At 42.7% G+C, this 21,786-nt stretch carries 16 protein-coding genes; 10 read left to right on the top strand and 6 right to left on the bottom strand.

Annotated elements, in window-relative coordinates; all coding sequences use genetic code 11:
• Window positions 1–4 precede the first annotated feature (4 nt).
• The 5 genes from ABDW33_RS21315 to ABDW33_RS21295 form a co-directional block, all read right to left on the bottom strand.
• On the bottom strand, window positions 5–3,151 hold the full coding sequence (locus ABDW33_RS21315; protein ID WP_343692124.1) for a TonB-dependent receptor: 3,147 nt from the start codon (window positions 3,149–3,151) through the stop codon (window positions 5–7).
• Between the two features lie 76 nt (window positions 3,152–3,227).
• A complete protein-coding gene (locus ABDW33_RS21310) occupies window positions 3,228–4,253 on the bottom strand; it encodes a FecR domain-containing protein (RefSeq protein ID WP_343692123.1) in 1,026 nt (341 codons plus the stop codon).
• Window positions 4,254–4,328: 75 nt separating this feature from the next.
• Window positions 4,329–4,934, bottom strand: coding sequence for a sigma-70 family RNA polymerase sigma factor (locus ABDW33_RS21305; protein ID WP_343692122.1), 606 nt, complete (start codon window positions 4,932–4,934; stop codon window positions 4,329–4,331).
• A gap of 108 nt (window positions 4,935–5,042) precedes the next feature.
• Complete coding sequence (locus ABDW33_RS21300) at window positions 5,043–5,207, bottom strand: hypothetical protein (RefSeq protein WP_343692121.1); 165 nt, start codon at window positions 5,205–5,207, stop codon at window positions 5,043–5,045.
• Between the two features lie 39 nt (window positions 5,208–5,246).
• Complete coding sequence (locus tag ABDW33_RS21295) at window positions 5,247–5,453, bottom strand: hypothetical protein (RefSeq protein WP_343692120.1); 207 nt, start codon at window positions 5,451–5,453, stop codon at window positions 5,247–5,249.
• 153 nt (window positions 5,454–5,606) lie between these two features.
• Here ABDW33_RS21295 and ABDW33_RS21290 point away from each other — a divergent pair, with 153 nt between their 5' ends.
• The 4 genes from ABDW33_RS21290 to ABDW33_RS21275 all read left to right on the top strand — a co-directional run bounded on the left by ABDW33_RS21290 (window position 5,607) and on the right by ABDW33_RS21275 (window position 11,141).
• Window positions 5,607–7,880 carry a hypothetical protein gene (locus ABDW33_RS21290; protein ID WP_343692119.1) on the top strand — a complete coding sequence of 758 codons (2,274 nt, stop codon included), beginning with the start codon at window positions 5,607–5,609 and terminating at the stop codon, window positions 7,878–7,880.
• Window positions 7,881–7,928: 48 nt separating this feature from the next.
• Window positions 7,929–8,621, top strand: coding sequence for a hypothetical protein (locus tag ABDW33_RS21285; RefSeq protein WP_343692118.1), 693 nt, complete (start codon window positions 7,929–7,931; stop codon window positions 8,619–8,621).
• Between the two features lie 416 nt (window positions 8,622–9,037).
• Window positions 9,038–9,568: a hypothetical protein gene (locus ABDW33_RS21280; RefSeq protein ID WP_343692117.1), complete on the top strand. Its 531-nt coding sequence runs from the start codon at window positions 9,038–9,040 to the stop codon at window positions 9,566–9,568.
• 1 nt (window position 9,569) lies between these two features.
• On the top strand, window positions 9,570–11,141 hold the full coding sequence (locus tag ABDW33_RS21275) for a glycoside hydrolase family 2 TIM barrel-domain containing protein (protein WP_343692116.1): 1,572 nt from the start codon (window positions 9,570–9,572) through the stop codon (window positions 11,139–11,141).
• Here the strand turns inward: ABDW33_RS21275 and ABDW33_RS21270 are convergent.
• Window positions 11,130–12,335, bottom strand: coding sequence for a glycosyltransferase (locus ABDW33_RS21270; RefSeq protein ID WP_343692115.1), 1,206 nt, complete (start codon window positions 12,333–12,335; stop codon window positions 11,130–11,132). The genes ABDW33_RS21275 and ABDW33_RS21270 overlap by 12 nt on opposite strands.
• Window positions 12,336–13,267: 932 nt before the next feature.
• Here ABDW33_RS21270 and ABDW33_RS21265 point away from each other — a divergent pair.
• The 6 genes from ABDW33_RS21265 to ABDW33_RS21240 all read left to right on the top strand — a co-directional run bounded on the left by ABDW33_RS21265 (window position 13,268) and on the right by ABDW33_RS21240 (window position 21,745).
• Window positions 13,268–14,464, top strand: coding sequence for a response regulator (locus ABDW33_RS21265; protein WP_343692114.1), 1,197 nt, complete (start codon window positions 13,268–13,270; stop codon window positions 14,462–14,464).
• Window positions 14,445–14,759 carry an STAS domain-containing protein gene (locus ABDW33_RS21260; protein WP_343692113.1) on the top strand — a complete coding sequence of 105 codons (315 nt, stop codon included), beginning with the start codon at window positions 14,445–14,447 and terminating at the stop codon, window positions 14,757–14,759. Before ABDW33_RS21265 ends, ABDW33_RS21260 begins: the two co-directional genes overlap by 20 nt.
• A gap of 5 nt (window positions 14,760–14,764) precedes the next feature.
• The gene (locus tag ABDW33_RS21255; RefSeq protein ID WP_343692112.1) at window positions 14,765–16,006 is read left to right on the top strand and encodes a hypothetical protein; all 1,242 of its coding nucleotides are present in this window, start codon (window positions 14,765–14,767) and stop codon (window positions 16,004–16,006) included.
• Window positions 16,003–18,063 (top strand): tetratricopeptide repeat protein, encoded by a 2,061-nt coding sequence (locus ABDW33_RS21250; protein WP_343692111.1) that lies wholly within the window; start codon window positions 16,003–16,005, stop codon window positions 18,061–18,063. The genes ABDW33_RS21255 and ABDW33_RS21250 overlap by 4 nt, the downstream gene beginning before the upstream one ends.
• Window positions 18,060–20,696 carry a PAS domain S-box protein gene (locus ABDW33_RS21245; RefSeq protein ID WP_343692110.1) on the top strand — a complete coding sequence of 879 codons (2,637 nt, stop codon included), beginning with the start codon at window positions 18,060–18,062 and terminating at the stop codon, window positions 20,694–20,696. Before ABDW33_RS21250 ends, ABDW33_RS21245 begins: the two co-directional genes overlap by 4 nt.
• Before the next feature lie 188 nt (window positions 20,697–20,884).
• Window positions 20,885–21,745 (top strand): AraC family transcriptional regulator, encoded by an 861-nt coding sequence (locus tag ABDW33_RS21240; RefSeq protein ID WP_343692109.1) that lies wholly within the window; start codon window positions 20,885–20,887, stop codon window positions 21,743–21,745.
• Window positions 21,746–21,786: the final 41 nt, after the last annotated feature.

The raw sequence follows: 21,786 nt of genomic DNA, 5'->3' as shown, positions 1-21,786 counted from the left end.
TTTGTTAAAAAAGAACATTAACACCTACAGTCAATACTTTCAGCTGAGGAAGTGAATTCGTTACATATTGTTGCGTCGTAAGCCTTTCCGGATCGAAATCTTTGTATTTCGTGAAGGTGAAAAGGTTTTGTGCATTGGCATAGATACGCAGACTGCTCACCGGCAGCGTTTGTACCATCTCTTTTGTGATGGTATAGCCGAACTGAATATTCTTAATGCGCAGGTAAGCGAGATTCTGTACCCAGAATGAAGATGGCAACGTTTCTATCGAAGCGCCGTTATAGCCACTTCTGTCTACCCATAACCTGGGGATCGTCGTACTGGGATGTTCAGCCGTCCAACGGTCCAGCCAGTATTTCCGGATACCTGCGAAGGCAAAGGGTCCTACCTGGCGTGCCTGGTACGTGTAAACAGCACCCACTCCCTGGAACAGTACTGCAAAGTCGAATCTTTTGTAGTTTAATTTCAGGTTAAAACCATACAACCATTTGGACTGACGGCTGCCCAATACAACTTTATCTTTGTTGGTGATCTTGCCATCTCCATCTGTATCCTGGATCCTGAAGTCACCAGGCTGCGGATTTCCAAATAGGGAATGATCTGGTGCATTGGCTATTTCCGTTGTATTCTGGAAGATGCCAGCCACTTTATAGCCATAGATCGCATTGATAGGTTGTCCCCTGATGAGCCAGATAGCTGAAGTACTGTTTAATTCTACTTTGTCACTCTGAGAGGTCAAAGCTGGATTGATGGCAGTGACTTTATTGGTTACATAGGTCACATTGCCACCAAGGGATACGTGTACCTGGTGTAGATAGAAGTTATAATTTAAACTGGCTTCCCAACCTTTGTTCACAACGGATGCAGCATTGACGATTGTCGGATTAAGCACGCCCAGGGTAAGCGGATTATTGATCTGTGTAAGGATATCTTTTGTATTCCGTGAAAAGTAGTCTGCTTCGAAGGTGAGGCTCGAATTGAATAAGCTGGCATTGATCCCTAAATCGGTAGTAGTGGTGCTTTCCCATTTTAAATCAGGATTACCTAAAACATTGATGGCGCCGCCACCTGTATTGGTGTTATTGACAGGGTAGTTATTGGTGAAGGTCACTTGTGATGCAAATGGATATAAAGCAGTATTCTGGTTACCCAGCGTACCATAAGAAGCCCTTAATTTCAGGAAATTAACTGCCCTGAACTGCCAGAAAGCTTCGTTTGATAACACCCAGCCGGCGCTGAATGATGGGAAATTACCAAACCGGTTATGCTGGCCAAACCTGGAGGAACCGTCCCGTCGGAAGTTTACTTCGAATAAATACCTGTTGGCAAAGTCGTAACCCAATCTGCCAAAGTAGGAGCGGAGCGCCCATTCACCCTGTGTAGTATTGGCTACCAGTGTCGTGGCGCCGTTGCCTAGTGTAACCAGGCTTGTACTTGGAAATCCGGTTTGTAATATGGCATTTGATTTTTGAGTAGCCGATTCCTGATTGATACCCGCCAACAGATTCAGGCCATGCTTTTTGATCCGAACCTTATAGGATGCCTGTAGTACAGACGTGACGTTCTTATTGAAATTCTGTACATCTGTCAGGTAACTACCCGGTACGACGGTAGAAACAAGGTTATGGGTGACCGGATCATAGTTCTGATATTGTTTTCTGGTATCCAGGTAACTGACCCGCTGGTCATTTAGCGCCAGAGTACCTTTGATCTCGAGGTTCCTGATGGGTTCATAAGACAGGTAGGCATTCCCCAGGAATTTATGATCCTCCTGCCGCAACGATTCGTTGTCCAGGATTGCCTGTCCGTTGTTCCTGTTACGCTGGATTCCCAATTTCTGTTCGAGAGTGGCATACCTGCCCAGGGAATCATATACCGGGACTAAAGGGTGCTGTGAGAGGGCCGCTTCAAAAGCCAGGCTGCCCTTACCATCCAGTGAATTGACATCTGTACTGTTCGTAATATACTCAGGTCCTTGTTTGGTCAGCAGATCCGCAGGAGATACACTGTAAGAAAATGAGGCGCCAGCTTTTACAGCAGGAGATAATTTGATATCCACATTTAAGCGGGAGTTATATCGCTGGCTTCCCTGTTTTTTGACGATGCCTTCCTGGTTTAAATAGTCCAGTGAGAAATAGGTGGACAGGTTCTCGTTTCCAACATTCAGATTGACGGTATGGTCCTGCAGGAGCGCCTGCTTTCTGAATATTACGTCAAACCAATTGGTAGAGGGCATACCAGCGTATCTGTTAATAGCATCATCTGTAATTCCTGTGGTGCTGACATTCGAATTGGTTGCCGCTTCCTTATACAATTTCAGGTAAGTTGCATTATCCAATACCATATCAGGTAGTACGGTCGGTGATGCAATGCCGGCATAGGCGTTATAACCTACGCGTAATTTAGAGTTGAATTTACCTCTTTTAGTGGTGACCAGGATGACGCCATTGGCTGCTCTGGAACCATAAATCGCGGCTGCCGCAGCATCTTTCAATACGGTTACCGACTCGATGTCATTCGGGCTGATGTTGTCAATAGGGGCTTCTATCCCGTCAACAAGCACCAGCGCCCCTGCATCGTTCAATGTACCGACCCCTCGTACCCTGATGGTCACCTGGCCATTACCAGCCTCACTTGTATTGGCGTTGGCAAAAATGCCGGGTACTAATCCATAGAATAGCTGTGAACTTTGCGTGATAGGACGGTCATTAAAGTCAGCAGACTTAATAGTGGTTATGGCACCGGTAACAGCACTTTTCTTTTGCGTACCATACCCAACAACGGCTACCTCGTTCAGGTTGCTGGAAACCTGTTTTAATCTCACTACCAGGGAATTGTTCTCGTTATTATTTACCTCGTAGGCTGTAACCAGGTGATCTTCGTACCCTATATGCGTGAAGATGAGATCATAGCGGTTGGCTGCCTTTAAGTTCGTAATAAGGAAAACGCCTTTATTGTTTGTCGTAGCAGTCGCCAGTTTGTTCACTTTGCCGGTTTCGGAAATACTAACGGAAACCCCTTCTAACGTTTCTCCTGACCCCGAGATGACGGAGCCTTTGATCTGTGTAGTTTGCTGAGCACTTAGTACAGAAGAAAAAAATAGCAGCAGTACAAGTAACTTCCATCGGAATTGTTGTAGTGTGAATGCCATAAATGTTGTTTTAGAACAGGCAATACAGTGCCTTTCACTTTTTCAAGTGACCTTTTAAGTTGGATAATAATGTTGTTTACTTTGAAATAAAAATGACGCCGTTCTCTTCTTTATAAGTCAGGTCGTTTGTGTTGCAAATCAGCTGCAATACAATATCAAATGAGTCTGATGGCAGGAAGGAACCAGAGAACGACGCAGGTCTCGTCTCCGAGGTGTTAAAAATGATCCGTTTGTGATATTTCTGACCGATTGTTTTAAACACCTCCTGTAGTGGTGTTTTACTAAAATGAATGGCCATGTCAGCGCTGACAGATGGTATGACTTCACCCGGTCTTTGTTTGTCTGTTATTGTAAACTTACTTACGGCAAGTGTATGTTGGGATGGATCAATTGTGCATTGCTGACCCGGTTTCAGGTAGATTTGCTGTGCAAAAAGAGTTGTATCTACTGCTCTTACAACTACTTTCCCGGATAATAACTGGACAAGTACGTTACGGCCGGTAGAGCGCACTGTAAACCGGGTACCCAAAGCGGTAGTACCAATGCTGTTTGTATAGACGGTAAATGGTTTTGCTTCGTCTTTTGCGACATCAAAGGTCGCTGTACCGGTCAATTGTATATCCCTTTTAGTCTCAAATGGGAGGTTATATGTAATCGTACTGCCAGCTGTAATTGTAATAATGGAACCATCTTCCAGCGTTCGTTTTATTGTTGCGCCGGAACTGTTTTTAATAATATGCTGCCGGGAGTGATGTACGGTCATCGCTATAGATGGTATGGATCGCGTCTTTTGGTTCGTGAAAAAATAACCAGTCAGCAGGGCTAATCCAATCACACTGGCTGCTGCAAGCCACCTGAAAGAAACAATGCGGCTTTTACCAGTGGCATTGGATTTATTCGCTTGTATTTGTGCAAAAATGTCGGCAGAACGATCCGGGGAAATCACCCTCACATCATTTTTCAGATCATCAAGAAAGTCCATTTTGTATTGAAGCATGATCTCTTCCTCATGCGCAAGAAATAACCTGAATAGTCTTTCTTTCTCCTGTTCGGAGGCATTTCCGTCTCTATATTTCCGGATAAGCAATAATAGTTCTTCCATATCTACTATTAAGTATCCGGAACTGAAAAAAGGGGGGTGTCGTTTGATGTTACGAAATTGTTAACAAGTCTCCACTCAAACCTGTAGCAACAGAAGAAGGATACCCATACCTGTGGATGACAGTAAATAGGGCTGGGATTGAATATCCTGTTTTAATAATTTTGATGCTGATTTTACATAATCTTTGGCGCTCTCTATGGAAATGGATAGTTGAGAAGCCACTTCTTCATAAGATTTGCCTTCCAGGCGGTACAAGGTGAAAGCCAGCTTTTTACGATGCGGAAGTCTTTCTATAGCACTATTGAGTATTCTCAGCTTTTGTGAAAATTCTTCTTCATAGGCGGTGGAATCATTTTCGTAGCTAAGGAAATCATTGAATTCTTCCAATAGGGGAACAATATTTTTTTTTAGTTTTTTCTTCAAATGAAGGGACGCTTTGAAATAACTTGCTGTAAACAGCCATCCGGCAACTGAATGCGTGGGATTAAGCTTATGTTTATTATTCCACAAGGCAATAAATACTTCCTGTAAAAGGTCTTCGGCTTCGTGCTGATCAAATACCATCCGGTAAATGTTTTTAAGGATCGCCTGGTGGTATTGGTTATATATATATGCAAAGGCATCTTCACTACCTAGCTTTAATGCTGAAGTCAATTGTTCATTATCGAAATTGATTGGCACGTCTTTGTATATTGGACGTAAAGGTAAAATCTTGATTTTAGTCTGATTATTAAGAAAATGTTAAGCGCCATTTCTGTTGTCTTAGATAAGCAAGTTGTTATGACAAGCTTATTTTAAAACTTCGTCAGGATCTTTCACTGTACCTAATAACTGGATGCTGATTTCCCTATCTGCGCCTGTGGATTTTTGCGCTTCATACAAGGCGATTGTCTGCAATTTCAGTTGTGTAATGAACGTACCACCGCGTTTCACCTGGTACACGGAAAGCTGCATGCCCAGTTGGGTGAGAAAGTTGCCAATGGGCTTCAGCAGCTAAATAGTTGCAGAGATCAGGGGGGTAGCGTGGAAATCGAATTGCCAGCCGTTATTCATACCTGCGAGAAGGATCACCTTTTTTACATTGGGCGCCCACGCACGGGGCGCTTTGAAGGTGTATACTGCCTCTTTCACTAATGCCGCAATCGGGGCCATCACCCTGGGGGATCCCTGGAACCCATGAAAAAGGACAACTAATTCCATATAGGTATGTATTAATCAATGAAGATCGCGATTATAGTGTGGATGGGCAATACCAACTGGTTTGTATTTTATGGATGTGTATATATATAAATCAGGATCAGATTTGAACCATTTTCGTCTTTATATGTAATATATAAATTGAACGAAATTGATATGCCCCCTAAAGCAGACCGACTCCTATTGATCGCCATATTACTCGCTTTGTTACTACATGGGTCTGCTCTCTTATACAACCTGGATTTCACTTACGATGCCTTTGTTCATATTTTCTTTGCTGACCATTATGCAAGATCGTGGTTTGACCCCTGGGAATACAGGTGGTATACCGGTTTCCCGGTCACCAGTTACCCGCCCCTTGTGCATCAGTTAATAGCATTGCTTTCGTTTGTTGGCGGACTGAAGTTTGGTTTTATCATTGTCATTCTTGGTGCACTTTGTTTTTTTGTCATTGGGATTTACCGGTTTGCCCAGTTGTGGGTACCTCAGCGCTCAGCGGCCTATGCTGCGCTATTTGCTGTATTGGCTTCCTCCATCATACAGACCATTCACATTTATGGTCAGTTGCCAACTATGCTGGGCATCGCCTGCCTGATCAATGCCCTGCCTGAAGTCTATGCCTGGTTCAGAACCAGGCAACCCCGCTACCTGGTGCTTGGAATTGCCTTGTTGTGGGTGACGGTTGCCTCACATCACGTGACCACAATATTCGGCGTGGTATTCTTTATAGCACCCATTATAGCGACAGCCCTGCTTGATGTAGCCGGTTTTGAGGGGCGTTTCCGGGAGGTGGTCCGCCAGTTTATAATAGTCGTCATCAACCGCTGGTTCCAGTTTTTTTCGTTTTTCTCATTATTGGTCGCTGGAATTGTAACCATTATTTTCCCATATTGGTATTGGTCAAAAACAGATCCCATCAGCCAGGTACCCATTCCTCATGGCTCAAGAGATTCTTTTATTGCAGTTCCCTCCAGTGGGCTGATGTTCTTCCTCATTCCCATGGGATTTACAATCCTGATGTTGCCCTTTATCTTCAGAAGTTTGTACAACCGGCGGAACATCTTTCTGGGCTTATCATTTACCCTGCTATTGATCCTGGGTACAGGGGGAACGACTCCTATTCCAAAAATGATCTTAGGTAATAATGCCTTTAATATCCTGACACTTGACAGATTTACATTCTGGGCCACTGTAATTGGCATATCGTTTATAGGTGATTTTTTCCGCAGGTTGGTGGAAGGAGATATCCGGGCAAGGATTATCAGCCGCTACGGAAGGTTGGTATACCATTCCCTTTTCCTGCTATTGACTTGTGTAATAGCAGGCCAGGCGCTGTTCATTCTCAATTTTCATAAATATAGGTCTCTTCAGCCGGCGTCAATAGATGTTCAGCCTATCGTTAATTTTCTCAACCGTGACGAACATAACCGCTGGCGGTTTATGACACTCGGTTTTGGAGACCAGATGGCATGGCTCTCTGCGCAGACGAATGCATTATCTATAGATGGTAACTACCATTCGGCCCGCAGGGTACCTGAGATGACTACCCGGCCACTTGAACGCCTGGAAAATTCGAAATTCAAAGGAATTCCAGGGCTTGGCTCATTACAACAATTCCTTACTATACCCGAAAAATATCATCTTAAATTTATATTTTCGAACGATAAGTTCTACGATCCTTTGCTCTACTTTGCAGGATGGGAAAGGGTTCAGCGGCTTGAAAATGGCATCATGGTGTGGCAGAAGCATGATATTCCGCCTTTACCTACCATACTACCAAGAAAATATATCCAGCCCTATCAGGCTAAAATGTGGGCTGTTCTACCGGTTTCGACGTTTATAATACTTGTTACATTACTCCTCATCAATCGTAAACGTTACCTGTTTCATCCCTTCTTACCTGTTACAGATACCTCATATCACCCGGATAAAAGTAACCGCTGGCTCTTTTTGTGGACGATCTTAGTGCTGATAATCACTTCCGGAGTAGGATTACACAATATGCTACACAGCTACCGGCGTGATCCGGTATTGCTATTACAGGCCTATTACCATGCCCTGGATTTCAAACAGTATGAGGAGGCACATGATTATTTTATTCCCGGTAAAATTTCGCTGGATGAATATGTGCTCCAGTTATCAGTCAGAGACGGATTACTGGCTTCTTATGGCAAGCTGGATAGCATCGCCATAAAGATGCCGCAAAAGCATCGTGATACAATTCATGCAAAAGTTATGTCCTGGTGGGTAACTCCACTCGAAAAATACCTGGTACAAACAGATTTCAAATTGGTAAGAGATCACAATGGTTGGTTGATTGATCCGCCGTCTTTTGAAGCACCAATAGTCGCAGATGAACATATGGAAAAAGGGATTGTCAGCTTTCATAGCCAGGGAAGGAGGGTCATTTCTACAGGTAATACCAGATAGCAGGATATCCTGGATAGACCCTCGCTCCGGATTATTTCAGCCCGCCTTGTGCAATACAACGGACAGTACCTCGTAGTAGGGGAACTGATGAATACGAGTTATCTGCCAGCTCATACTACAATAGAAGCAGAACTATATGATCAATATGGAAGAAAGCTGGTCAATTACAATGTGAAATTTGGCACCATTCATAATGTATTGCCTCATGAAAAGATACCATTCAAAATAGCGTTTGAAGAAACCGCCTGGTTAAAAGATGATGACAAACAACCATTAAAGTTCGATCCACATGAGTTCTCTGCAGCTACATTTAGTTACGCGCCGGTTTCTTTCCGGTTATTTGCCAGAGCTGTAGTGGCTAACAAAGATTTATACAGAGACAATGGCGTACAAAATGTAAGCATTGATACCGCTAATAAATGGATAAGCGGTGATTTAATCAATTACGGTGTGGAAGAAATCAGTGTTCCTCAATTGTTATTTACCTTTTATGATAACAATGGAGCGGTGAAGTGGGTAGATCACCTGTTCCTGAGAGATGGTATCAGACCTCAGGGCCAGGAATCATTCGCCTTTTCATTTCCTATGTTGAATAGGATCCACGTTATCAGGGAAGGACAGGACGGTGACTTTTATGTAAATGGACTTTTGCAACGTCCTCATAAATTTATGCTAAATGATCCCCGTGCACTTGTTCGTATAAGTATTAATAGTTTTATCGGAAGCCCAACAATATATTAATGAATCGCTATTTGAACATATTCCTTTTGCTGGTTTTTTTTACCAGTTGCTATTACGGGCCTACGCCTGCAAGAGGTTGCGTAGACATAGTGGTTGCTGATACGTGCTATGCAGGCGATGAATTGCGGCTACAGATAAAGAGCAGGAGAGAAAGCCACGGAGATGTATATATCTTCATAGATGACAGCCGGGGCATTGAGATGGTAAACATAAAAATGGGAAAGGACACCCTGCTTAAAAGGCAATTTAAGAACAGTGGAATCGTAAAAATTCAGTCTTTTGTCAATAGCACCCTGTGTAGCGTTAAACAAATTTATATAAGCCCTTTACATGCTGCCCGCCCGCTTTCTGTTTACCTGGGGCCTAAATCCATCAAAACAGGGGGGGAGGATAGCACGATGATGACAATAATACCAATGGATACATTTGGCAATTTATTACCAGACACCACACGGGTTGGTTTTTCAATTATTCATCCAGATAAAGCCGGAACAAGTGGAAAAGACCGCCTTTATGGAGGAATCGCGGCCGTGGATATAAGTGGTGGCACAATAAGTGGAAAAGGATTTGCAATGGCTACGGTAGGTGCAGTCGCAAGCAGGGAAATGGACTTCCTGGAAGTAAGTGGGGACCCGATAGATTTTAGAATCAAAGCATCTGTTCATAGCACTTTTGCAGATGGCAGGCAAACGTTTAAGATATTTTCAGATAGGCTGGTTGATAAATATGGAAATATTTTGCCGGAAGGATCAATCGTATATTTTAATTGTTATGAGGGTAATGATAGCATAAGAACAATTACCGGGTATACCATTGGTGGTATTGCTACAATTTATTTGCAGAATCCGGTACGGACAGGCGTCTTTAAAGTCAATGCTGTTACTGCTACTGGGGCTGAAAGTAATACTGTAGTGCTGGTTTTTAATACACCTAAATTTGAATATTGAAATGAGACTACGTCATTTGAAATATTACAGGATTTATTTTAGCATAGTTGCGCTATTTATATTAGTGTCTGGCATAGGCGCACTGGCAAAGGTATGGGCTTATTTCAATAAAGGTGCAGACCGGTCAACCGCATTGAATCTTCAGCAATTAGGCAATACTAATTTCATACAGGATGTCACCTGGTTGCCTTCAATTGACTTTCGTGGTCGGCCACCTGCAGATTATAACCGGGCAGAAATTATGCAAGCCTACCTGGGAAGCTGGGTGCAGCAGGAAATAAGCTATCTCACAGGGGATACCAATCGTTTAAAGGATTACTATACAACAGCCCTTCTGCCGGGAATTAAAAAAGGGATTAAGGGACTACAGGAAAAGCATATACTGGTGCAACAGGTAGATCTCGATCATCATGTAAAGATGAAATTCTTCTCAAGAGATGGACAGATTGCAGCCTTTAGCGATGATGAGGTGAAGGTCGTCAGGCGCGTTTATGATAAAAAAGCAAAAAGGATCATTGCGTCAAATATAGAAACCAGGGGCTATGATGTGGTGATGTTACTGGAGGATGATCGCTGGAAAATAAGTGCAATTGAGCAAAAAAGACCGGTTAGGTTCCAATCGGAAGATACGCTAAAGCCAGCCTTTGAAGGTATGGTGGTTGTAAAGGGCCGGGATTTTATGCTGAACGGACAGCCCTTTCTTCCACACGGTATCAACTACTATCCACAGAAGACGCCATGGACGGATTTCTGGCCCTCCTTCGATACCAGTACTGTCCGAAAGGACTTTAGTATTATAAGAGATCTGGGATTTAACGTCGTCAGGGTTTTTGTCAATTATGCAGACTTTAACGGGGGAAATGTAAATCCCTTAAGGATAACTCAGTTAAAGGAACTCTTAAACCTGGCAGAGCGATATCAGTTAAAAGTGATTATTACCCTATTTGATTTTATAGGCGATTATGGCTTGATGAACTACCCTGCTATGGAACAGCAATTAAAGTTGGTGTTGACTGTCTTTAGGGGTCACAAGGCTATTATGGCATGGGATCTTAAAAACGAACCGGATCTGGATTATAACGACTGGTCAAAGAAAAATATCAACGACTGGCTCGAATGGGTAGCCGGAATGGCAAAAAAGCTGGACCCTAACCACCTGGTCACAATTGGCTGGGCACACCCTGAAAATGCCACAGCTTTCGCCAGTGAACTGGATTTTATCTCTTTTCATTCTTATCGCAGCCCGTCGCAATTGGAAGCTGATGTTATTACGCTGAGGAAAAATGTGACCGGCAAGCCATTGGTCCTTGAAGAGTACGGAATGCCTACCTACAGAGGTATGTGGGCGCCGTTTGGAGCAAACGAAACCAAACAGGCGAACTACTTCCGGGAAGTGCAGAAAATATTGGATCGGTATAATATTCCTTCACTGGTATGGACCCTTTATGATTTTACACATGCACCGGAAGCTGTGGTGGGTAAATTGCCCTGGCGGAGAACGCCGCAGTCCCATTTTGGCATACTACGTGAGAATGGTACCCGTAAGCCCGGAGCCGATATTTTAAGAAGATAATCTTTTTGTTTTACCCAGTATTCCCAGGAAGTGAATATAGAACCAGTCAATGATATTATCCATTGGGAGAGAAACAGCAGCCAGGTAGTTTTGCTGGCCCAGTGATATGCGGTAGGCGTCGTTGCTCACCACTTTGTCAATTGCAGCTGCAAGGCTGACAGCATCATCAGGATGAAAGATCTCACCGACATATCCTTCTTCTTTTATAAGTTCCTGCAGGTCACCAATGTCGGGAAGGATCACGGCTTTTCCGTAACTACCTGCCTGGTGCAATACGCCGGAACTACCCGTCGTGCTTGTATAGGGAAATACAACAACGGCACTTTCCCTGAAAATTACAGGTACGTCTTCTTCTGCTATGTAACCTGTAAATATTAGTCCGGGTACATGTTTGTATTGTTCCAGCACCTCCGCAAGGTAACCTTTTCGATTCGGACTGTCCGTACCGGCAATGACAATTTCCATAGGGATATCTGTAGTTTTTCTTAATAACTCCACTGCTTCAATTAACACTTCCACCCGCTTATAAGTACCGAACTTGCCAAATGTCATTATTTTCAATGGGCCGGGCGGTAATACCGGATCCGGCATAGGGGGTGTTTCAAAGCTGCCATGTGGTACCAGTGCCACATTGTTGATATGGTACTTTTGTTCCAGAATCTCTACATATTTGGAAATTGTCACGGTAACGAGATCTGCGGAAAGGATCAGGCGGCTCAATAAAGTGCCAATTAAATTATATAATCGGGAAAGTAGCTTGTTATTGGTGATTCCGGCATTATTCAGGTCGACCCTTTCAAGGATGTTATGAAGGATGACGACAGAAGGAAAGCGAAAGGTTTTAAGTAGCAGGGGCGTAAATAAACCAAGTGCGGCCTGCACTTTTTTATCTCCAAATGAGAGGAACTGGATATTGAACAGGACAATATCTGGTTTGTAGCTGCGAACAGTTTTTAGTATGCCAAGTGGATTGCCCCACCCATTAAATGTCCATGATGGTGCTACAGTGACCGGGCAGCCTTCATCATCCAGACTGTAACTTTCATTGTCTGGTAGCTTATCTGTAATTAGAATTAACTCCCTGATCTGTTTATTCAGGCGCAGGTATTTAACCAGATAAAATCCATATTCATTCAAAGTGCCTTTACCCGGAGGATAAGTAGTCACTACCGCTACTTTCAAAAGAGGTAACATAGTCAGTTATTTATTTCCAATCCTATGATAGGTACATACTAATAGCAGGCTCAATAAGAACGAGCTGATAGATATAACAATGTATTGGAAAAAAAGTTTTTCGTTGGGTATACCTGCAAGGTAACGTAAGTATCCGATCAGGAGCGAACCTGCTATCACCAATAACCAGAATCTGACTATCTGGACGAGGGGTAACGGCTGAACAGGTTGCTTGGGTTGTCGCATCGCCCAGAAAAAAATAACCATTAAGCCAACAATGCTACTTAAAATTTGTAATATAAAATGAACAGAGATGTAATACCCTCTAAAAGGCACATTATGTAAAAGTATCGGGACGTACCTGGCTACCTGGTATTCATCATCATGGGTAAAACCATCCCAGATGAAATGCGTTAAAATGCCTATCATAAGAGAAAGGAGTATAGACAGGAAATTGGTACGTAAATATTTTCTCCAGTCTGTTATAATGGTATTACTAAAACGAACAAAAAGGAAGGGTGGAAGATGGCTTATAAAGGGCATTTGTATAATACCCTGATAGAGGCCATATAATATCAGTCCCATTGGAATGTCAAAAAGGAATATGCCGGAAAAGGTATGACCATAATGACCGTATAATGTCATTCTAACAAAGTATTCAAAGTCTGGTACCATACTTCCGATAACCAGTGCGGTGAAAGAAAGTGTTTTTGGGGTGTATTTTCGGAAAGGTAATACTGCAGCGATATGCGAAAGTGTGAAGGGCATAATGAAAATGTGAAATAATAGTTTTTCTTACATTTGATTGAGTGAGTATCTGCTTATAAAGATAGTGTTAGCTGCCAAATGAAAGGAATATTTTTTTGCATGTGAAAAACAAACTGTAGCCGGATTGATTATTTATGTGACTGTTCATGTATAATGTGAACTTTTTAACTCCATATCCATAGATTATGAAAATTCTTTTGGCGGATGATCAGCCATATATACTGAAATTTGTAGGCGCAGCGCTGCAGCAACAAGGGCATGAAATTTATTTTGCATACAATGGGCAGGAAGTAATTGATGTTTATGATACCCATCGACCTGACCTGGCATTGATTGATTATCATATGCCCGAACGCTCAGGAATAGAAGTGCTGTCTCATATCCGTAAAGGGAAGATGGATACAATTCCAGTTATCATTATGTCTTCTAACGAGGAAGAGGAAATTATTGTAAATGCCTTTAAACTGGGCGTCGACGATTATGTTGAAAAACCAGTAGGCATCCGGGAACTGGTGAGCAGGGTGCAACGGCAGCTGGCCAGGGCATATGGTTATGAGTATGCGGGGGAGCCTGTTGATGAACCCTCCGGTGTACTACAGAAGAAGTATGTAGGCATCATTATACCCTGCTATAACGAATCGACACGACTGGCAGGAAAAGTGTTCTCAGATTTTGTAAACCTGAACGCAGGATATCATTTGTGTTTTGTAAATGACGGTAGTAAAGATAATACGTTGGAAGTATTATTGGAACTACAGAAAGGCAATGAGGAAAAGATCAGTGTTTATAATATGCCGCAAAACGGTGGGAAGGCCGAGGCTGTCAGGCAGGGCGTATTGCACCTGGTGGAGGACAAGCATTTTGATTTTATCGGGTATCTGGACGCTGATCTGTCGACAGATTTTAAAGATTTCAATGATCTGGTGAATACAATTCAAACATCGTCATACAAGTTGGTAAGCGGATCCAGGATCAGTCGTATAGGTGCGAATATTACAAAAAACGGTGCAAGGGAAGTTATCAGTAAAATAATAAACCTGATCATCCGGAAAATACTCGGTATGAGTTTCCAGGATACCCAGTGTGGTGCAAAAGTTATGGCAAGAGAAGTGGCAGAAAATGTCTTTAATGATAAATTTATAACCCGTTGGTTGTTTGACGTAGAGATTTTCCTGAGAATGAAAAAATTTTATGGAAAGGATTCAGTGCAGCAGTTAATATATGAACAACCGCTCAAGAGATGGATCCATGCTGATGGATCTAAGTTGTCTATGAAAGATTCCTTGAAAATAGTCGCACAGTTGCTGAAGATTGCTTCTTATTACCGTTCTTATCACCCGCAAGAAAAAAACACAATATCCAATGCAACACCTGTCCAATGAAACGCTTTCAAACTACTGCTATGCACTTTCCAAACAATTAACCGCAATGAACTCAGCAGCCGTCAGCGACGAGCTACAAGGTATCATACAATCAGGCTGTCAATGTTTAATACTTGATGGTAGCCGTGTAGAAGAGGTCGATATTGCCGGGTTAAATTTACTCATTAAGGTGTATAAGTGGATGATGGCCTTAAACGGTTCTATGGTCCTGCAGCTGAAAAAAAATGGGAAGTTAGCCGCTATGCTGCACCTCACTAAATATGACAGGTGGTTTCAACTCAAATATACTGAATGAAGTAAATGGAGAAAAAAAGTGGTCATAAATTATTGAGGCAGGGAGTGTTCCTGTTTGTAAGTACCCTCATCGTGAATTTAGGTAATTACGGCATTAATCTTCTATTAGGACATTGGTTACCCCCGGCCGATTTTTCGGAAGTTGGATTACTGGCTACGCTGTTGTTATTAATATCCTTTGTTGCTATTGGATTTCAAATGACGGCGGCAAGGTATATAGCCGGATCTGATGGCGCTGAGCCTTACGCAGTCATCCGCTGGGTTCGTAAACTGGCTCTATTTATGGGTATAATCCCTTTTTTATTGCTATGTGCCGGTGCGGGTTATTTGCAGGATTTTTTTCATACACAGTCTCCTTACATCTTCCCTATCTTTGGTGCCGGACTGCCATTTTACTTATTGATGAGTGTTAATAGGGGCATGCTTCAGGGAGCATCCAGGTTTGGTCGTCTGGCGGTTACCTACCAGACTGAAATGTGGGTCAGACTGGTCTTAAGTATCTTATTTTATAAAGCCGGAACAGGAATCCCGGGAATAACTTTCGCCATCACCTTGTCGTTAGTTGCCTCTTACCTTGTTTCTATTGTTGCTACGCCTGAAAAAGGACCGCAGGGGTTTGACCGGTATGGACTGTTGAAATTCCTGTCAGTCATCCTGATTTACGAATGTAGTCAGATCCTGATAAACAATAGTGATACAGTGTTGGTAAAACATTTTTTTCCGCCGGTGGATGCCGGATTATATGCCGCCATGGCTTTAATTGGAAGGATCGTGTATTTCAGCACATGGACAGTAGTTACCTTACTGTTCCCCATTGTCATACGTCTGGAAAAAGAGGGCAGGCCACATCTGGCATATTTCACGGGAAGTCTCTTAGTGGTAGCAGGTGTTGCAGCAATGATCGTCCTGGTCTGTTACCAGGTCCCGATACCAGTCATCACTTTATTGTTTGGAAGTAATTATATCGCCGTTGCACCTTTCCTCTGGAAGTATGCGTTGGCTACAGGCCTATTTGCCTGTGCGAATGTTTTTACTTATTACAATTTGTCTCTGGAAAGATATTTACCGGTATGGTGCTCTCTTATGGCAGGTGTAATGCAGGTATTCCTGATTTGTTTTATTCACAATAGCTTTTTACAGGTGATCAATATCCAGGTATATTTAATGGCAGCGGTTATTATTGTGCTGCTAGGCCTGCAACTATTTTATTATAAACCATTCAATGAAAAGGTAATCAATCCGCTATGAGATACCTGATAACCATCTTACTGTTGCTCGTATCCGGCAGAGCGCTTAGTCAGCAGGATATGCAGACCGGCTTTACATACCTGGAAAATGGACGATTTGCTGACGCGGCAGTTTTCTTTAAAAGCTATCTCGCAAAGGACCCGGAGAACAGGACGGCATTGATCTGCTATGGCAGGGCTATTGGCCTTACCGGAGATATCGGGGGAGCGCAGAAGATCTTCGGTGATTTGGAAAAAAGATTCCCTGGGGATTTTGAAGTGAACCTGAATATTGCAGAATCCTATATGTGGGGAAAATCTTATGGCGAGGCCAAAAGTCTATATATTAAATTGCTACAGGCGCATCCGGAAAGCTTCCCTGTCAACCTTGGACTGGGAAATGCCTATTCTTCGCTATTACAATACGATTCTGCCCTTGTTTTCATTAACCGGGCGCTATCTATTCAGCAGGATAATGCCAATGCAAATATCAGCCTTAAATACACCCGGCTGGGACTCGCAGATCTGCAGGCCCGAACACAGCGATATCAATCCGCTAAGGAACAACTGGACGCCATTTTCCGGATTTTTCCTCATGATAAGGAGGCTTCTTTCGCATTAGGTCAGCTATATATACAACAGCAGCAATACAAGAATGCAGCAGCTATGTTTCATGAGATGTTGCAGTTAAAGCAGGATAGCCTGAATGTCTTACTCAGCCTTTCTTATTTATCCTTTCTGCAGAAAGACAAAAAGCGTGCATTGCAATATGCCAATGAGGCGATAACCGTATCAAAAGATAGTACAGCCTATTTGAAAGCAAGGTTAGGACGGGTCAATGCGCTGGGATGGAACGAACAATTTAAACAGGCGTTCAGAGAACTGGATACCCTCGATAGGCTGTATCCCGGCAATCCGGACATCCTGGTGCGTCGGGCAGCGTTACTCACCTGGGATAAGGATTACGCGCGGTCGGTTAGTCTTTTTAAATCCGCGCTTGGAAAAGTTCCTTATTCCTTTGATGCCAACCTTGGCACCGCCGACGCGTTATTCGCCCAGGAGCAGGACGCTGCATCCAGGAATTATGTACTTTCGACACTTAAATACTTCCCGGATCAGAAAGATGCAAAGGAGTTTCTGGACAGGATCATCCTTCGCCATGCCCCCTCCGTAAGTACACAGGATTACAGGAGTAATGATAAAGGAGGAAATATTGCTTACAACTACCAGGTATCATTGGGTGTAGATCTGGCCACCCCAGTCAGATTGAATGTGGAATACAGATTGCGCCATGCAGAGAGCAGGAATGGAAATGTAACCGCAGATAACGAAAACTATGCAGTGGGTCTTCGCTGGAGATTAATGCCTTCCTGGCTGATCACTGGGAGTTTGAATTTATCCAGGCTAAAAGGTACAGCGGACAATACACACCTGCTGGCAGACGTGGGCACGGAATTTAAGGTAGCCAAATGGCACATCTTGGAATTCCGGTATCGGTCAGAAGTACAAAATTTTACTGCCGACCTGATAAACAGTAATATAAAGCTTCACAACTATATAGTTACTTACAACCTGGCGACTCCATTCCGGGCCGGACTCTATACGCAATATTTTTATACAGCATACTCAGATAATAATAACCGCTCGCTTTTATTCGTTTCACTCTATTACAATTTTAAGACAGATCCGGTAGTCAAAGCAGGTTTTAATTTCAATACGATGGTTTTCAAGGTACAGGAACCACTCAAATATTTCAGTCCCTCGGTATTCACAAGTTATGAGGTGTTTGCTACTATCGAGAATTTGCAGATACCTAAAAGGAAATTCCTCTACCAGGCTTTCCTTGCCGGCGGTTATCAACAGATAGAGCACGCTGCCTACCAGGCCATTTACAGAATTACCTTGTCCCTGGGATACCGGCCTGTAAATAACCTTGAAGCTACAGTCTATTATCTACATAGTAACAGCGCATCTTCTACAGTAGTGGGTTATACGTATTCTGAAATCGGTATAAGAGCCCGTTGGGTAATAAAGAGCCTTTACAGGAATTGGTTTCATGATAAAAATAAAGAAAAGTGAGCGACACATTTTTTAACTTATCCGGTGATCCGCTATGCCTGCTGGATAAAAATGGAATTTTTAAAACAGTCAATACGTCTTTTTGTGCTGTCTTTGGCTGGACAGAAAAGGATGTGGAGGGAAGATCATTTCAATCATTTTTAGATCCTGACACCATTGAGCTGACCAAACATGTTATCAGGAATGGTCTGAAGAAGGGTGCTACCAGTTTACGGAATCGGTTTTTGAAGAAAGACGATGGTTATTGCTGGTTTGAATGGAATATTAACATTGATCCTGTTAATGGAGACTTATATACGCGTGGTTATGATATAAGCGAAATCATAGCTGCAGAACAAAGGTTTCATACGTTCTTCAGGAATGTGCAGGCCTTTTTGTGCGAGCATGACCTGGAAGGGAATTTGCTGTCCGTTAATCCCGCCGCTGCAGCCGGGTTAGGGTATTCGGTGCAGGACTTAAACGGGAAAACACTATATGATATCGTGCCGGTTCGTTATCATCGTGATTTGCAAACTTACCTTTCTCTATTTCCCGTTCCGGGTAGACATAAAGGTTTAATGCATTTACAACATAAAGATGGAAGTAGTAGAATATGGTTATATAACAACGCACTGGAAAAGAAAGCAGATGGTACCCTCTATGTAATAGGTTCAGCCCTGGATATTACAGATAGGTTTTCACTTGAATCTGATCTGAAGCGTACAAAAGAAATGCTGGAACAGACAAACCGGGTGGCGAGGATTGGTTATTGGGAATTAGACACCAGGACTTTTCAGGTTTTCTGGTCTCCCATCACGCGGGAGATTCATGAGGCCCCGCCGTCTTTTGTACCCCAATTAGCAACCGGGGTGTCATTCTTTAAGGAAGGCAATAGCCGGGAACTGGTCAATCAGGCTGTTGCCAATGCCATTAACAGTGGAGAGCCTTATGACCTGGAACTTGAGCTGATAACTTTCACGGGAAAGGAAAAATGGGTAAGGGCGATCGGGAATGCAGAATTCAAAGATGGCAGCTGTATAAGATTGTATGGCACTTTCCAGGACATAGATGAAAGGAAACGAATTAGCATTGCTATACAGAAAAACAGGGATGAGCTTAAGATTGCCAAGCAGCAGGCAGAAACAGCCAATAAGGCCAAATCTGAATTCCTGGCGAGCATGAGCCATGAAATAAGAACACCGCTCAATGGAATCATAGGATATGCAGATTTAGCATTGAAATCTGAGCTGAATGAGAAGCAATTTGAATACATATCAATAGTTCAGGAATCAGGCAAAACCCTGTTAAATATTATCAATGATATCTTAGATTTTTCGAAGATAGAAGCAAACAAGTTAGAACTTGAAATACATAAATACCCCCTGTTACAATTATCGACAGAAGTGTGTGACATTATCCGCCATCAGGTGCATAAGAAAGGAATAGAGATGTTTATTGAATTCGTACCCGAACTTCCAACACACATCTGGATCGATGCGAACCGCTTAAAGCAGGTGTTGTTAAACTTATTGGTAAACGCTGTAAAATTCACAGACCATGGTTATATCGCTTTGCATATAGCACCTATGCCGGATGGGAAAATTAAATTTGAAGTGAAAGATACAGGAATTGGTATAGATGAAAAACATCAGCAACGGATTTTTGAAGCTTTTGCGCAGGCTGATCAGACCATCAGCCGTAGGTATGGGGGAACCGGGCTGGGACTTAATATATCAAATCGGCTGTTGGCGTTGATGGATAGTAAATTGTCGCTGACAAGTCAGCCCGGAGAGGGCACATCGTTCAATTTTATTTTACCGGTTAGCAGTGAATTTCAGCCAGATGCTTATCCATTTCCGATGGGGCGGATAAAAGCAAGTACATTATCGGGTATGTTCAAACGGGATCAAAACAATGTAGCCGACCACAAAAAGTTAAGGTTAACGCTCGGGAAGTTGGAGAAGCACATCCTGATAGTGGAAGATAATAAGGTAAACAGGATGCTGGCTGGTACAATTATCAGTAAAGCTCTGCCTTTTTGCAAGGTGAGCGAAGCACAGGATGGTCTGATGGCAGTAGAAAAAGCCGAGGTGGATAAACCAGACCTTATATTAATGGATATACAATTACCGTGGATGAATGGATATGATGCGACAAAAAAAATCAGGGCTTTATATGGTAATACTTTCCCCATCATCGCACTGACCGCCGATAATTTTGTCGGTGAAAAAGAAAAGTGCCTTGCAGCAGGTATGAATGATTTCCTGTCAAAGCCTTTTCAGGAAGATGCCTTGCTGGATATAATCGAAAAATGGCTGGTAAAAGAGGCTATCCCTGGACCAGCAGATCATTTTTCGGAGTCTGATCTGATTAAATATGTAGGAGACATGGATATGGTCGTTCCTGTTTTAGAAGCCTGTCTGGAAGAGTTTTGGGCGATAAAGAAAGAGATAGCAATAAAAGGGGAGGGGATCAATCATGAAGCTTTGGGACACAAATTATATGGCATATCGGCCACTATGGGTTTAAAGCGGCTGTCAGAACTTAGCCGGAAATTAGAAAATATGGGAGCACCTGCATTGAATGAAGTATTAGAGGAATTAGAGATAGGAGTAACATTGTTGATTGATTACAAGGAAAAAAACAAGAGATAACAAAAATATTCAGCATTGCTGACAACCCTTTGCCAAACGCTGTCGATGCTATTGTTTTAAACCAGGCATATACAACTGCCGGTCACGCATGAATAATCTGCTAATTAATCAGTAAATATTATTTTTGCCCGGGTGAACATCTATTGTTCAGCCAATGGGCCGTATTCTAAAAATAATCGACCGGATAAATGATAAAGATTCAATTCCTGAAAGACAAATATGGTAAAGAACAATTAGTAGACTGTTTCAATATCGCTGAAATAGCCGGGCAGACATTTTCCCTGAAAGAATTACACGCCTCTAATTTTTATGAGATCTATTTTTTCTTTGATGGCGGAGGATCCGTTTATCTGGAGGCTGAAAAACTGGATATCACAGCCCCTGCGATTCTGATGGTACCACCCTTACAACCCAGAAAGTGGAGCCTGAAGGGAAAACCTGATTGTATGATGGTGATCTTTGAAGGCGATTTTATGGAAGCCTTCCTGAAAGATACAACCTTTTTAAACAGGTTATACCTGTTCAACAGTACAGAAGTGCCACCATTACTGCCTGCTACTGTTCACGAAATGACAGCTTATCAGCAAGTGGTGAATAGCATGCAGCAGGAAGTCAGAAAACATGCCGGCGATAGCCTGCATCTGTTGCGTGCATATTTGTACCAGCTGCTCATTCTCCTGAACCGTAGTTATATCGCTTATTACCAGCTAAAAGAAGGTTTGTATAATAACCAGGAAATGCTCCGTTTTAAAGCATTCATCCAACAGCATATCCGCGAGAAGCAAACCGTAAAAGAATATGCAGCACTATTACAAATCACCAGGAACCGCCTGACCCAGTTGTGCCAGGAGTTTTTTGGTAAGGATGCCCAAACCATCATCCATAACGAGTTGCTGAAGTCATGCAAGAATGAATTGTTACTAACTAATAAGACTATTGCAGAGATCAGTTATGAATATAACTTTTCCGCTCCGTCGAACTTTATCCGGTTCTTTAAAAATGCTACTAAAGTCTCCCCGACAGCATATCGAAAGGAATATGCAAAATGATAACTATTAGGGCATTCTGATAGTATCAGCACCCTATCACC

It is taken from the genome of Chitinophaga sp. (assembly GCF_039596155.1).
Classification (GTDB): Bacteria; Bacteroidota; Bacteroidia; order Chitinophagales; family Chitinophagaceae; genus Chitinophaga.
The sequence above is the reverse complement of the archived record's forward strand: the minus strand, read 5'-3'. Positions and strand labels throughout refer to the sequence as shown.

Coding starts and splice junctions, on each gene's coding strand:
- ABDW33_RS21280 (WP_343692117.1), top strand. CDS start 9,038: ATGGATACATTTGGCAATTTATTACCAGACACCACACGGGTTGGTTTT.
- ABDW33_RS21250 (WP_343692111.1), top strand. CDS start 16,003: ATGAGATACCTGATAACCATCTTACTGTTGCTCGTATCCGGCAGAGCG.
- ABDW33_RS21240 (WP_343692109.1), top strand. CDS start 20,885: ATGATAAAGATTCAATTCCTGAAAGACAAATATGGTAAAGAACAATTA.
- ABDW33_RS21255 (WP_343692112.1), top strand. CDS start 14,765: ATGGAGAAAAAAAGTGGTCATAAATTATTGAGGCAGGGAGTGTTCCTG.
- ABDW33_RS21310 (WP_343692123.1), bottom strand. CDS start 4,253: ATGGAAGAACTATTATTGCTTATCCGGAAATATAGAGACGGAAATGCC.
- ABDW33_RS21295 (WP_343692120.1), bottom strand. CDS start 5,453: ATGGAATTAGTTGTCCTTTTTCATGGGTTCCAGGGATCCCCCAGGGTG.
- ABDW33_RS21265 (WP_343692114.1), top strand. CDS start 13,268: ATGAAAATTCTTTTGGCGGATGATCAGCCATATATACTGAAATTTGTA.
- ABDW33_RS21300 (WP_343692121.1), bottom strand. CDS start 5,207: ATGCAGCTTTCCGTGTACCAGGTGAAACGCGGTGGTACGTTCATTACA.
- ABDW33_RS21270 (WP_343692115.1), bottom strand. CDS start 12,335: ATGTTACCTCTTTTGAAAGTAGCGGTAGTGACTACTTATCCTCCGGGT.
- ABDW33_RS21275 (WP_343692116.1), top strand. CDS start 9,570: ATGAGACTACGTCATTTGAAATATTACAGGATTTATTTTAGCATAGTT.
- ABDW33_RS21315 (WP_343692124.1), bottom strand. CDS start 3,151: ATGGCATTCACACTACAACAATTCCGATGGAAGTTACTTGTACTGCTG.
- ABDW33_RS21290 (WP_343692119.1), top strand. CDS start 5,607: ATGCCCCCTAAAGCAGACCGACTCCTATTGATCGCCATATTACTCGCT.
- ABDW33_RS21260 (WP_343692113.1), top strand. CDS start 14,445: ATGCAACACCTGTCCAATGAAACGCTTTCAAACTACTGCTATGCACTT.